This window comes from Ruania rhizosphaerae (assembly GCF_009805705.1).
Taxonomy (GTDB): Bacteria; Actinomycetota; Actinomycetes; order Actinomycetales; family Beutenbergiaceae; genus Ruania; species Ruania rhizosphaerae.
The window spans coordinates 67,553-80,379 of the sequence record NZ_VSMB01000001.1 but is presented as its reverse complement, the minus strand read 5'-3'; the positions used below and the strand labels follow the sequence as shown (position 1 = coordinate 80,379).

Genomic DNA, 12,827 nt, shown 5'->3' with positions numbered 1-12,827 from the left:
TCCTACTCCTGGTCGGTGAGCTTGGTGAACTTGAGGTAGATCAAGGTCGAGACCATGACGATCACCGTCATGGCCACCGCGACCGTGGAGGCGTACCCGAAGTCCTGCTGTTCGAAGGCAGTGCGATAGAGCAGAGTTCCCATCACCTCGGAGGCGTAGAAGGGGCCGCCCTTGGTCAGCACCCAGATCAGATCGAACGTCTTGATCGCGGCGATGATCTGCAACATCACCAGCACGATCGTCATCCGGCGCACGAGTGGAGCGATGATGTACCAGCACCGTTGCCAGGAGCTCACTCCGTCGATCGTGGCGGCATCGTGGATCTCCTCGTCGATCGCCTCCATGGCACCCAGGTAGAGGAGCATGGTCCAGCCGCTCAGCTGCCAGATCGCGATCACGCTGATGGAGTACATCGTCAATGTCGGGTTGCCGAGCCAGAGTTGTTGCCATGACTCCAGCCCGATCGCACCCAGCGCCGAGTTCAGTATCCCGTGGGTGGGTTCGTAAATCTGAGCCCAGAGCACGGCGATCACAGCGGTGACCAGAATGAAGGGAATGAAGAACGTGAACCGGTAGATCCGCCAGCCCTTCATCCGGCGCGAGATGGCCACCGCGAAGATGAAGCCGAGTGAGACGGTGAAGAAGGTGAAGAGCAGCAGGAACAGGCCGTTGTTCTGCACGGCGCCCCAGAAGCCGCTGTCGGCGATCAGACGGGCGTAGTTGTCGAGACCGGTGAAGGTCGCCTCAGTGAGGCCGTTCCAGTCGAAGAAGCTCATCACGATCGAGTAGCCGAGCGGGAAGATCATGAATCCGCCGATCAGTAAGACCGTCGGAAGGATGAACAGGATCGGAAGATCGTGCGCTTTCCAGAACGCCAGCGGCCCGCTCGGCGGTCTTGCGTGGGTAGGAGCCGCCGTGGGCTCGTCGTCGGTGTCCCCGTTCGTCTCCGGCGGGGAGAGCTGAGTCGATCTGCTCATGTGTTGCCACCCTTGTAGCGCTCAGTCGGTCAGGCGGGGCCGGGTCCGAACGTGGACCCGGCCCCTGGTGGTCAGTGGTCGAGTCCCTGCACCATGTCGGTGAACTGCTGGGCGAACTCCTCCGGTGTGAGCTGACCACCGACGAGCCCTTGGATGAGCTGCGTCGCGGCGGGGCGGTACTCACCGGGCATGATGGTGTTGAACAGCCGGTGCGTGCCTTCCTCCTGCACGCGTGAGTAGGAGTAGGCGACGAACGGGTCGTAGGTCTCTTCCAGTACCTCGAGGGGGATGTCGTTGCGGACCGGTGTCCCTGTGATCACCTCACCCATGGTGCTCTGCACCTCGTAGCTGAGTGCATGGGCGATGAAGGCCTTGGCCAGTTCCTCGTTTCCGGTGTCACGGACCACGACCAGCCCGTTGGCGTCGTAGAAGCCGGTGGTGCGGTTCCCGCCCTCGGTGGCCGGGGGGTAGGTCATGATGCCGAGGTCGACATCGTCGGAGATCTCACCGCCCAGACCGGCCTCGCCGAGGTTCCACGAGCCGTCGCTGTAGAAGGCTGCCTCTCCCTGCGCGAACAGGCTCCGTGCTTCGAGATCCTCCACACCGACCGCGCCGGGCGCCATGAGTTCGTTCGCCATGGCATACATGTTCTCGAAGGCCGCGATCATCTGCGGACCGGTGTAGTCCATGATCTCTTTGTCGATCAGTTGCTGATAGGTCTCATCGTCGGTGTACCGGCGGATATTGATGTCGAACAGCTGGGTCGCCTGGCTGGGGTTGGCGAGGCCCGAGGTCCACGGAATGTACCCGGCCTCTTCGAGCTGCGGACCCAGGGCGAGCAGTTCCTCCATGGTCTCCGGCTCCCCGTCGATCCCCGCTGCCTCGAGGGCGTTGCGGTTGTACATCAGCAGCGGCGACATGATCGAGTTGAACGCGACCCCATATCGTTGGCCATCCTCTGCCATCGGTAGGTTGAGCGTGCTCTCGGGGAGTACATCTGCCCATCCTTCCTGCTCATAGAGGTCGTCCAGCGGTAGCAGGGCGCCAGAGTCCACTAGTGAGGTGTAGAAGCCGGTGAGCCAGAACCAGGCCAGATCCGGCCGGTCGTCGGAATTGAGCAGCCGGGCAGCATTCTGGTTGTACCAGTCGTCGTCATGGGTGACAACGTCCACAGTAACCCCGGGGTACTCCTCGCGGAATGACTCCGCCGCCCAGTTGAAGAAGTCGACGTTGCTACCGGTGGTGCTCGTGATGGTGAGCGTGACCTCGGCGTCCGGGTTGTCCGGGTCGAACGCCGTGTCGTCGCCTGCATCTTCGCCTGAGCAGGCTGCGAGAACGAGCGCTCCAGTGGCCGCTACTGCGGTCGCGAGTCGTATGCGTTTCATGATTCCTCCATCGGTGAGGACGCCGTCCTTGGCGCCCGGAACATCAGTGCGGTCACTGCTTGGCTGTGAATGCGCGCAGCTTGGCGAACATGTCCTCCAGGACGAGGCGGGAGTCGATGTGCTCGCAAACCTTGATCGGGCGCCCGCGATCGCTCGGCTCGTAGGAGTGATCGGCCCCGAAACGCACAGGCGACTGCTCACGCCATACAGCGCTGCCGGGGCTCATCATCAGACCGATTGCCGGTGAATCACCGAGGGACCGGTGCTCCATCGGTCCGTGACTACCTTCTCGACCGGCATTGAACTCGATCACCTGCCGGGTGAGGTACTTGCCGATGGCGCCGCACGGGGTCACCTTCTCGTCGAGCTCGGCATAGCTGACGCCCATCATCACGTAGGTGGACATCGGTACCTGCCAGACCTCGACACCGGAAGCGAGGACGACGTTTGCGCTCGCGACGTCGTTGCGCAGGTTGAACTCCGGCCAGTAGGCAGGAATACGGTCGCCATATGGGCCGCCCCCGATCCAGACGACCACGACGTCTCGCTCGGCGATCGCCGGCTCAAGCAGGATGGCGCTGGCCATGTCGGTCAAGGGGCCGAGGAACGCGACATAGAGCGGACCGTCGTCCTTCATCGCCTCCTCGATGATCAGGCGTGCGCCGGCAGAATCCTCTGGCGTCGACTCGTCGGGCAGCGCCCGGGGGGAGCCGTTCTCCACGCGAACGGTGCCCCCGAGATCCATCAGCTGCAGGAGGTGATCGATCTCCTCACGACTGTCCTCCATGCTGGTCGCGGATCGCTCTGCACCGAAGTGCGCGGCGATTAGTCCGCGCAGGTCAAACATCGGTGTCAGCAGCGCGTGGACGATCGCGAACTGGTCGTCCGCCTCGTTCATGGCGTCCGTGTTCACGATCACGCGGCGGCGTAGTCCTGGTCGGGGCAGGGTCATTGTCAGCGGTCCCTTCCGGTGCTGAGGCTGTGGATGCTTGCTGTTCGGCGGCAGTGCCGGGCGGTGCCCATCCCGTCGATCACTTCGTTGTGCATATCTATGCGATACTGGTTGTACAGTACTCGTGGCGTCTTGAGGGTGTCAAGAGGTGGGCCGCCGCGGGTGAGGAGGAAAGCGCATGTTCAAGCAGGCAGATGTGGGAACTGGCACGGGACAGGCTTCGGGGTGCCGCCACAAGCCGCGGACGATCGTCACGGCTGATCCTGAGCTCGACGACCTCAACTCGATGATCCGGCTGCTGCTCTACAGCAACGAGATTCAGATCGAAGGGCTGATCTATGCCAGTAGTCGCTTCCACTGGAAGGGCGATGGAAAGGGCACGGTCTTCTTCCTCCCCAGCAGGGAGTACGACGAGCCTCGCGAGTCGTTTCGTTGGGCACCTGGTGAGCGATTCATCGACGATGCGCTCGATGCGTATGCCCAGGTGTACTCGAACCTGCTCGTGCACGATCCCGAGTACCCGGCGCCGGAGCACCTGCGCTCACTCGTGTGCCACGGGAACGTCGCGTTCGAGGGCGACATGGCGGAACCGACGCCTGGTTCCAGGCTGATCGAAGCGGCACTGCTCGAGGAGAACCCCGAGCCGGTGCATCTGCAGGCGTGGGCCGGCACCAGCACGATTGCGCGGGCCCTGAAGTCGATCGAGGAGCGGTTCAGCGGTTGGGCCGACTGGGAGCAGCGCAAGGCGGCGGTGTGCCAGCGAACAATCCTGACCAAGTTTGCGTCTCAGGATGCGACGTTCGAGGAGTACATCAGCTCCAGCTGGCCAGACATTCCGGTGATTGACGTGGCCGCTTCTGCATGGGGCTACTTCGCTCGACGCGTCATCCTGCCTGCCGACGCCCCCATGTTGACTGCCGACTGGTTGCAGAGCAATGTGCGGGCGATGGGTCCACTCGGCGCGCTATACCGCGTGTGGGGTGACGGACGGCAGATGGTCGAGGGCGACTACACGGACTTCTTCCATCTCTGCGGGTACAGCGCGGAAGATCTGCGCACCAGGGGTTACCGGGTCTGGACCGATCCGCAGCCTGCTGGGGAGTGGATCTCCGAAGGCGATACGCCCAACATGCTCAACCTGTTCGCGAACGGCCTCCGCGGGTTTGAGCACCCCAGCTTCGGGGGCTGGGGTGGCCGCAGCGTCCCGGCCTCGGACGGGCAGTGGCTGGTGCGCAGTGCTGTCGATCGCGCCCGGGATGGCGACGCGCCGGAGGAGTACGCGCTCACGAGATGGTTCGGTGACGCCCAGCGAGACTTTGCGGCGCGCCTCGCCTGGTCCGTGCGGTCGACGTATCAGTCCGCGAACCATCCTCCGGTCGTCTCCGTGGCCCCCGCGGAGGATCTGACAGTTCACCCCGGTTCGACCGTGACGTTGACGGCGTCTGCCGCGGACCCGGACGGGGACTCTCTCACCTATGCGTGGTGGCACTATCGCGAGGCCGGCACCTACTCCGGCGAGCTTGAGTTCGACGAGGTGCACGAGCCGGTCCTGACCGCTCGTGTTCCCTGGGGCGCAGTTGCCGGTGACACGATCCACCTCATCCTCGAAGTCCGTGACGACGGAGAGCCACCTCTCGTTTCCTACGCTCGCGTGATCCTCACCCTCGGCACGGCAGTCGCCCGCTGACATCCCGGTGAGCGAGGCGGCGATGAAGATGCCACGGTCGGCTGTCTGTCGCACGATAGGAGCACACAGGAAGGAGTGGCTCGACGATGACCACCCACACCTCTCGCGGCCTGGACAAGACTGTCGCCTCCCCGGCCGAGGCGGTGGCGGACATCCCCGACGGCGCAACCCTCGCCGTCGGGGGCTTCGGACTGTGCGGTATCCCGTCCGTTCTGATCCAAGCCCTGCTCGACCAGGGCACCACCGATCTGCGCGTGGTCTCGAACAACTGTGGCGTGGACGATTGGGGCCTCGGATTGCTGCTCCGCGCCGGTCGGATCAGCAAGATGACCGCCTCCTACGTGGGGGAGAACAAGGAGTTCGAGCGGCAGTTTCTCTCCGGTGAACTCGAGGTGGAGCTGGTTCCGCAGGGCACGCTCGCCGAACGGTTGCGCGCCGGCGGGTCGGGGATCGCGGCGTTCTTCACCCGGGCGGGCACCGGCACCCAGATGACCGAGGGTGGGCTCCCGCAGAGGTACGACGGCGCAGGTGGCGTTGCGCAGGCATCGGCAGCCAAGGAGGTGCGCACCTTTCCCACGGACAGCGGACCTCGAGAGTTCGTGCTGGAGGAGGCCATCCACGCCGACTTCGCGCTCGTGCACGCGGCCATCGCGGACCGGCAGGGAAACCTCGTGTTCACCAAGTCCGCCCGCAACTTCACCCCGCAGGCCGCGATGGCCGGGCGGGTGTGCATCGCCCAGGTGGAGGAACTGGTGGAGCCGGGTGAGCTGGATCCGGATCAGATTCACCTGCCCGGGGTGTACGTGCACCGAGTGGTCGAGGTCGGCCCGGATATCGAGAAACGGATCGAGAAGCGGACGGTCGCTCCGACTGGCGCCGAGGGAGCGGTCTGATGGCGCTGACCAGGGAGGAGATGGCCGCGCGCGCAGCCCGGGAGCTACCCGACGGCGCCTACGTGAACCTCGGAATCGGGCTCCCCACGCTGGTGTCGAACTACGTTCCGGCGGGGCATGAGGTCGTGCTGCAGTCCGAGAACGGGATCCTCGGCGTCGGGCCCTACCCGGCCGAGGGTGCCGTGGACCCGGATCTCATCAACGCCGGCAAGGAGACCGTCACCACGTTGCCGGGCACGTCCTTCTTTGATTCCGCGATGTCCTTCGGGATGATCCGCGGCGGGAAGATCGACGTCGCCATCCTCGGCGGTATGCAGGTCTCCGGAGCCGGCGACCTGGCGAACTGGATGATCCCCGGGAAAATGGTCAAGGGCCCCGGCGGCGGGATGGATCTGGTGCAGGGTGCCCGCCGGGTGGTGGTGCTGATGACGCACACCGCCAAGGACGGCTCCCCCAAGATCGTTCACGAGTGTTCCCTGCCGCTCACCGGGCGGGCGGTGGTGAACCGGATCATCACCGACCTCGCGGTGATCGACGTGACTGAAAGCGCCCTGGTGCTGCGCGAGCTGGCGCCCGGGGTGAGCGCGGACGAGGTGATCGCACGGACCGAGCCGGAGCTCGCCGTCGGCCCAGACCTGGTCGAGGTGGGCGCATGATCGCCGGCGTCGCCACGACCGGGCAGCGAGGGGCGCGGTGGGATGTGCCCCGAACCAGCGGAAGGAGCGGGCCATGACCGGAGCAGCTGACGACGTCGTGATCGTGGGGGCGGCACGCACCCCGCAGGGGAAGCTGCGCGGCCAGCTGGCGCCGCTGGCGGCCACGGAGCTGGGCGCGATCGCGATCCGCGGGGCGCTCGAGGGCATCCCCGCGGACGCGGTGGACACCGTGATCATGGGGCAGGTGCTGCAGGCTGGTGCTGGGCAGAACCCGGCCCGCCAGGCTGCGATCGGCGCTGGCATCGGCTGGGACGCCCCGGCGACCACCGTGAACAAGGTCTGCTTGTCCGGCCTGACGGCGGTGATCGACGCCGCCCGGCTGCTGCGCTGCGGTGAGGCGCAGGTGGTGGTGGCCGGTGGTATGGAGTCGATGACCAACGCCCCGCACCTGCTCCCCGGGTCGCGGCAGGGCTGGGCGTATGGGTCGGTGGAGGCGCTCGACGTGACGGCCCACGACGGCCTCACCGACGCCTTCGACCACGAGGCGATGGGCCTGGCCACCGATCGCTACGACGCCGAGTGTTTCCACATCAGCCGCGTCGACCAGGACACGATCGCCGCCCGGTCGCACCAGCGGGCGGCGGTGGCGTGGGAGGCGGGAGTCTTCACCCCGGAGATCGCGGCGGTCGCGATCATGACGCGGAAGGGGGAGGTGATCGTCGACCGTGACGAGGGCATCCGGCCGGAGACCACCGTCGAGACCTTGGCGAGGCTGAAGCCGGCGTTCACCCCCGAGGGCACCATCACCGCAGGGAACGCCTCGCAGATCTCCGACGGCGCAGCCGCCCTGGTCCTGACCACGCGCGCCCACGCGGAGCACCAGGGGTGGGTCGTGCTCGCGACCGTCCGCGCAGCCGGTCAAGTGGCCGGTCCCGATACGTCGCTGCACTCTCAGCCGGCGCGGGCGATCCTGGCCGCACTGGACCGGCAGGGCTGGACGGTGGCCGACCTGGGCCACATCGAGATCAACGAGGCCTTCGGGGCGGTGGTGGCCCACTCGGTGGCTGAGCTCGGCGCGGAGCTAGATGTGGTGAACCCACACGGGGGTGGGATCGCCCTCGGGCACCCGATCGGCGCGTCCGGAGCACGCCTGGCCGTCCACGCCGCCCACCAGCGGGCGTCGCACGGCGGACGGGCCGCCCTCGGGCTCTGTGGTGGGGGAGGCCAGGGCGAGGCGCTGCTGTTGGAGGGGTGACGGGAGCTAGTATAACCAGTTATACTAGCTGAATGAAGACCGCAATCTCCCTGCCCGATGAAGAGTTCGAGCGATTCGAGCGGGTAGCGAAGCGTCATGCGATGAATCGTTCGGAGTTCTTCCGTCGTGCTGGTGAACGGCTGGCGGACGAGTTAGAGGGGACGAGCGAACTCACTCGACTGGCGGACGCAGCGATAGAGGCCGCCGGCCAACCTGCCGAAGACCGGCTGTTCCTGAACGCGGCCCGCGAAGCCGCCTCGCGTGAGGTCGAGTGGTGATCGCACGTGGCAGCGTCGTCTGGGTCGACTTCGGTACCCCGCGCGGCAGCGAGCCCGCCAAGCGGCGTCCCGCCGTGGTGCTGCAGGAGGACTGGCTGATTGAGTCAGCCATCAGCACAGTGATCGTGGTACCCATGACTTCCAACCTGAAACTGGAGGTGTTCCCGGGGAATGTGCGGATTCCGGCGCTGGCCTCTGGTCTGGATCGCGACTCCGTTGCTGTCGTTTCCCAGGTGGGGCCGATCGACCGGGGCTTCCTCGAGCCGCACCCGATTGGCCGGCTTCCCGGCTATCTGATGACTCAGGTGGCCGGCGGAGTTCGTCTCGTCACTGGGATCTGACGGCTCGCCGAGCCCGTCTCCTTGTTGGGTGGCTTGCACCTACAGTCACGCCTCGGCGGATTCTCAGTGCCATGCTGTGCCGGGGAGGTGGCGCAGCGCTTGCTGGACGTTCTGAACGACGCCGCCAAGTCCGATTCCGAACAGACCGCGAACGCCTCCTGCGGTGCCGCTGGCGAGCATCCCTCGCGTGGGGGTCAGCCGCCCGCTGGGTAGTCCACGTAGGCGATCCGGGCGCCGTCCGGGGACCAGCTGGGCACGTTCATGGTCCCCTGGCCGCCGAACAGCGTGACCAGGTCGCGCACGTCCTCACCCCGCGGGCCGCAGGTGCGGATGATGACGTCCCGGTCGGCCGGGTGTCCCACGGTCCCGGGCGGGAAGGACACATAGGCGAGCCGGGCACCGTCGGGGGAGGGATGCGGGAACCAGTTCACCCGCTCGTCGTGGGTGACTTGCTCAGCGGCGCTGCCGTCGGGGCGCATTCGCGCCAGCTGGGCGTGGCCGCGCGCACGGGGCGGCCCGTCGAGCGGCCGCTCGGTGTTGACGTAGATCCAGGCGCCGTCCGGGGAGAACTCGGCTCCGTCGTCGGGGAACTCATCATCCGTGAGCTGGGCGCTCGGGCCGCCGGTGGCGGGGATCGTGAACAGGTTCGGCGCCCGCCACGCACCCTCGGGATCGGTGACCACGCCGACGTAGGCGAGGGTGGCGCCGTCGGGGCTGACGCCGTGCAGGAAGTGCAGCAGCCCGTCGTCGCTGGTGATTCGCACGGCCTCGCCGCCCGCGAGCGGAGCACGGTAGATGTGCCCGTCCTCGGCGGAGATGAACACGTGGATCCCGTCCGGGGCGAGCACATGGTCGTTGTTCGCCGGCGGCAGGCCGCGGATCTCGATCGGCGCTGGATCACCCGACCCGTCGGCGGGTAGTCGGAAGAGCAGCCCGTCGCCATTGACGATCAGGTCCTCAGCGCTCCAGTTCGGGGCCTCATAGAGCACGTCGGCCGATTCGTGCACGAGCCGGGTGGCTCCGGTGGCGACGTCGAGGACGTGGATCCGGCATCGCTGGCCGGGTGCGAGGGTGCGGGGCATCGGTGCCTTCGTTCGAGATTGGTGGTGCGGTTCCGCCGCGCGACCGGCAGCTGGGTGGGACGATGAGAGCCCAGGAGAAAGGACTCTACGATGACCGTACTCAATCCGTACCTCAACTTCCGCGGTCAGGCCCGGGAGGCGATGGAGTTCTACGCCTCGGTGCTCGGTGGCACCCCGACGTTCAGCACCTTCGGCGAGTTCGGGATGAACCAGGACCCGGCAGAGGCCGACCAGGTGATGCATTCGATGCTGCAGACCCCGGGCGGAATGACCCTGATGGCGGCCGACGTACCCGCCCAGATGGAGTACCAGCCTGGGACCAACGTCCACATCTCCCTCAGTGGCGACGACGTGGACGAGCTCCGTGGCTACTTCGACGGCCTTGCTGCCGGCGGCACCGTGGTGGAGCCGTTCGTGGCAGCCCCCTGGGGCGACACCTTCGGGATGCTGATCGACCCGTTCGGAATCCGGTGGCTCGTCAACGCCGCGGGGCAGCCGGCCTGAGACGTCGCCCGAGCGCTGAGCTACTCGGTGTCCGGGCCCGATACGCCGACCAACTCAGCGTTCGGCCGCTGGGCTGCGTCACTGGGCCACCTGGAGTGGGTGACGGGAATCGAGCCCGCGCTGTCAGCTTGGGAAGCTGATACCTTCCGGCCGGGGTTCCGAGTGGGCCAGAGAAACAACATAGGTTGTTTCTCTGGCCGACAGTATCTATCATTGTCTCGATGAGGCTGGTGAGCAGCGCCAAGCGTCACGGAGTGGCGGAGGGATGCTCGTCATGCGATGGACAACTACGTGCGTGTGTACGCCGAGCAGGGTGATGCCGAGGTGGCGATGTTCATCGGACCGGCCCGCAACGGAGACATGCTGGAGATCGGAGTCGTGCTTGACGCCGATGATCCGCGGGTGATTCACGCGATGCCTGCGCGTCGCAAGTACTGGCCCTAGAAACCGAGGTGGTGATGAACGATGGCAACGAAGAACAGGCTCACCGACGCCGAGGCGCTGGAGCGCCTTGAGACGCTGGAGCCGGAGACGGCAGTAGTGCGTGACCGGGCGGATGCAGCGGACATCCGTGCAGCCCTCCAGATGCGGCAGGCGGCGAACGACATGGTGGATAGGGCTGTGATCGAAGCCCGTCACCGGGGTCTGACCTGGATCGAGATCGGCGTCGCACTGGGGGTTAGCCCGCAGGCCGCCCGGAAGAAGTACCTCGAGCGAGTCTGATGTGTTCACGGCCCAGGCCATCGCAGGAGCGTGCGCCCGTCGTCCCGCGCAGCCTGGATGAGTGACGGCGAGTTCGTCCCTCACCGTGCGCTTCTCCTCCCGACTCCCCGCATGACACAGGCCGCCTCGACTTCGTCGGGCGGCCTGTGCAACGTGAGCGGGTGACGGGAATCGAACCCGCGCTGTCAGCTTGGGAAGCTGAAGTTCTACCATTGAACTACACCCGCACGAGCGGCCTTGTGGGCCACTGCGGGAACCAGCATACCTAATCTCCGCCGGTGTCCGGCACAGTCGGGAGCCGCACCGCCCAGCCGTCTCGGCTACCGTGGCCTGCGTGCTGCTCTCCGACCGCGACATCCGGGCCGAACTGACCTCCGGCCGTGTGGGCCTGGACCCGTTCGACGCCGACATGATCCAGCCTTCCAGTGTGGACGTGCGCCTCGACCGCTACTTCCGGCTCTTCGACAACCACAAGTACCCGGTGATCGACCCTGCCGCCGACCAGCCGGACCTCACGCGGCTGGTGGAGGTCGACCCCGACGAGCCGTTCGTGCTGCACCCGGGCGAGTTCGTGCTCGGCTCCACCTACGAGCTCATCACCCTCCCCGATGACATCGCGGCCCGCCTGGAGGGCAAGTCCAGCCTCGGCCGACTCGGGCTGCTCACCCATTCCACCGCCGGCTTCATCGACCCGGGCTTCTCCGGTCACGTCACGCTGGAGCTGTCGAATGTGGCCACCCTGCCGATCACGCTGTGGCCGGGGATGAAGATCGGCCAGCTCTGCTACTTCCGCCTCACCAGTCCGGCCGAGCACCCGTACGGCTCCGGCGCCCAGGGCTCGCGCTACCAGGGCCAGCGTGGCCCGACGGCGTCCCGCTCCCACCAGAACTTCCACCGTACCCGGGTGGAGGGTTAGGCCGCCATGGCCAGCACTGGTGCTCCCGGCCACCCCGAGAGTGCGGCGCCGCTCGACCTCGCCGCCGCTCTCGCCCGGCATCTGCTGGTGCTTCCTGACGACGTCACGGTCGAGGAGGTGGAGGCGCTCGCCCTCTCCCGCTACCCCCGGGCGCACTGGGTCGCCGACGACGTCCTGGAGCTGGACGAGGAGACCTACCTCTCCGGCCCGTTCCTGGTCACCGCCGCCGACCGGGCCGAGTTGGGCCTGCCCGCCTGGGCTGAGCACGCGTATCTTCTGACCTGCCCGATCGAACGTGGCGGGCCCGTCCCGGAGGAGTTGCAGGCGGTCGGTGGCCTGCTGGCGGCGTTCGCGCAGGGGAGCGTCGAGGGGATGGAGAGGGCCGCCGTCGAGGTGTTGTGCGCGATGGGCCGCCGCCTGGGCGGCGTGGTGCGCACCTCCACCGGCCACGTGCTGGAACCGGCCCCGACGGCGGGTGTGGACCTGGTGGTGCACGCGCCCGTGTGGTTGCATCCCGACGCATTGGTACACGTGCTCCGGCCAGCCCTCCCCGGTGTCCGCCTGCTCGCCGAGCCCGACCCGCCGCGAACGCTGAGTTCCTCGGCGAATCAGCCCTCGAACGCCGAACAACTCAGCGTTCGGCCAGGAGTGCGGGAGCTGGACGAGGGGGAGCGCGCCTGGTTGCACGCCGAGGCCGATGCCTACGACGCCCACGCCCTGAACGAGCCGCAGGTCACCGAAGCCTACGGCGCCGTCTCGCCCTACCCCGACGGCGGCACGATCGGAGTCTCGGTGGAGGCCGAGGTGCTGGTGCCGCTCGTGCTGGCCGGCCTCGAGTGGGCGGCGACCGGCACCATCGCCTACTCCCTGCGCTGGTACCCGGCCGACCCGGTGGCGCTGGAGCAGCATCGGGCCGGGCGGGTCGTCCTGGACCAGCGAGAGGATGCGCGCGCCCGGATCGAGGCTGCGGCCCGGGCGATTCAGACCGCCACCGATGGTGAGGTCACCGACGACGATCAGTTCCTCGTCCAGCTCTAGGCGAGGGCGCATCGGCCGAGGCAACCACCTCCGTACTCTCCGGACTCACTCACCTCGATCCAGCCCACTTGATCGAGGTGAGTGCCGAGATGGCTGCCGATCGGTGACGACTCCCGATTGATAAGGTGGTTCAACCGCGG

The 12,827-nt window shown here is 66.9% G+C and carries 15 protein-coding genes and 1 tRNA gene; 11 read left to right on the top strand and 5 right to left on the bottom strand.

The window, feature by feature from the left end; all coding sequences use genetic code 11:
• Window positions 1–2: 2 nt before the first annotated feature.
• From FV560_RS00340 to FV560_RS00330, 3 genes are all read right to left on the bottom strand, one after another.
• The gene (locus FV560_RS00340; RefSeq protein WP_159618133.1) at window positions 3–977 is read right to left on the bottom strand and encodes a carbohydrate ABC transporter permease; all 975 of its coding nucleotides are present in this window, start codon (window positions 975–977) and stop codon (window positions 3–5) included.
• 71 nt (window positions 978–1,048) lie between these two features.
• Window positions 1,049–2,362: an ABC transporter substrate-binding protein gene (locus FV560_RS00335; RefSeq protein ID WP_159618131.1), complete on the bottom strand. Its 1,314-nt coding sequence runs from the start codon at window positions 2,360–2,362 to the stop codon at window positions 1,049–1,051.
• Window positions 2,363–2,414: 52 nt separating this feature from the next.
• Window positions 2,415–3,314: a nucleoside hydrolase gene (locus FV560_RS00330; protein ID WP_159618129.1), complete on the bottom strand. Its 900-nt coding sequence runs from the start codon at window positions 3,312–3,314 to the stop codon at window positions 2,415–2,417.
• A 178-nt stretch (window positions 3,315–3,492) separates the two neighbouring features.
• Here FV560_RS00330 and FV560_RS00325 point away from each other — a divergent pair, with 178 nt between their 5' ends.
• From FV560_RS00325 to FV560_RS00300, 6 genes are all read left to right on the top strand, one after another.
• Window positions 3,493–5,001: a DUF1593 domain-containing protein gene (locus FV560_RS00325; RefSeq protein ID WP_159618126.1), complete on the top strand. Its 1,509-nt coding sequence runs from the start codon at window positions 3,493–3,495 to the stop codon at window positions 4,999–5,001.
• 86 nt (window positions 5,002–5,087) lie between these two features.
• Window positions 5,088–5,894, top strand: a complete 807-nt coding sequence (locus FV560_RS00320; RefSeq protein ID WP_159618124.1) for a CoA transferase subunit A — start codon at window positions 5,088–5,090, stop codon at window positions 5,892–5,894.
• Window positions 5,894–6,550 (top strand): CoA transferase subunit B, encoded by a 657-nt coding sequence (locus FV560_RS00315; protein ID WP_159618122.1) that lies wholly within the window; start codon window positions 5,894–5,896, stop codon window positions 6,548–6,550. The genes FV560_RS00320 and FV560_RS00315 overlap by 1 nt, the downstream gene beginning before the upstream one ends.
• Window positions 6,551–6,623: 73 nt before the next feature.
• Entirely contained in the window at window positions 6,624–7,805 is a 1,182-nt protein-coding gene (locus FV560_RS00310) for an acetyl-CoA C-acyltransferase (protein WP_159618120.1), read from the top strand.
• A gap of 32 nt (window positions 7,806–7,837) precedes the next feature.
• Window positions 7,838–8,083, top strand: a complete 246-nt coding sequence (locus FV560_RS00305) for a ribbon-helix-helix protein, CopG family (protein ID WP_159618118.1) — start codon at window positions 7,838–7,840, stop codon at window positions 8,081–8,083.
• A complete protein-coding gene (locus FV560_RS00300; RefSeq protein ID WP_159618104.1) occupies window positions 8,080–8,424 on the top strand; it encodes a type II toxin-antitoxin system PemK/MazF family toxin in 345 nt (114 codons plus the stop codon). Before FV560_RS00305 ends, FV560_RS00300 begins: the two co-directional genes overlap by 4 nt.
• 194 nt (window positions 8,425–8,618) lie before the next feature.
• Here the strand turns inward: FV560_RS00300 and FV560_RS00295 are convergent, their stop codons facing one another.
• Window positions 8,619–9,506 carry a TolB family protein gene (locus tag FV560_RS00295; RefSeq protein ID WP_159618102.1) on the bottom strand — a complete coding sequence of 296 codons (888 nt, stop codon included), beginning with the start codon at window positions 9,504–9,506 and terminating at the stop codon, window positions 8,619–8,621.
• Between the two features lie 90 nt (window positions 9,507–9,596).
• Here FV560_RS00295 and FV560_RS00290 point away from each other — a divergent pair, with 90 nt between their 5' ends.
• The 3 genes from FV560_RS00290 (at window position 9,597) to FV560_RS00280 (ending at window position 10,733) form a co-directional block, all read left to right on the top strand.
• Complete coding sequence (locus FV560_RS00290) at window positions 9,597–10,010, top strand: VOC family protein (RefSeq protein ID WP_159618100.1); 414 nt, start codon at window positions 9,597–9,599, stop codon at window positions 10,008–10,010.
• 279 nt (window positions 10,011–10,289) lie between these two features.
• Window positions 10,290–10,454, top strand: a complete 165-nt coding sequence (locus FV560_RS00285) for a hypothetical protein (protein WP_159618098.1) — start codon at window positions 10,290–10,292, stop codon at window positions 10,452–10,454.
• 21 nt (window positions 10,455–10,475) lie between these two features.
• On the top strand, window positions 10,476–10,733 hold the full coding sequence (locus FV560_RS00280; protein ID WP_159618096.1) for a hypothetical protein: 258 nt from the start codon (window positions 10,476–10,478) through the stop codon (window positions 10,731–10,733).
• A gap of 156 nt (window positions 10,734–10,889) precedes the next feature.
• Here the strand turns inward: FV560_RS00280 and FV560_RS00275 are convergent.
• Window positions 10,890–10,960: transfer RNA gene (locus FV560_RS00275), tRNA-Gly, on the bottom strand.
• 107 nt (window positions 10,961–11,067) lie between these two features.
• Between FV560_RS00275 and dcd the strand changes: the two genes are divergently transcribed.
• Window positions 11,068–11,649 carry a dCTP deaminase gene (gene dcd, locus FV560_RS00270; protein WP_159618094.1) on the top strand — a complete coding sequence of 194 codons (582 nt, stop codon included), beginning with the start codon at window positions 11,068–11,070 and terminating at the stop codon, window positions 11,647–11,649.
• Window positions 11,650–11,655: 6 nt separating this feature from the next.
• Complete coding sequence (locus FV560_RS00265; RefSeq protein ID WP_159618092.1) at window positions 11,656–12,687, top strand: hypothetical protein; 1,032 nt, start codon at window positions 11,656–11,658, stop codon at window positions 12,685–12,687.
• The last annotated feature ends 140 nt before the right edge of the window (window positions 12,688–12,827 follow it).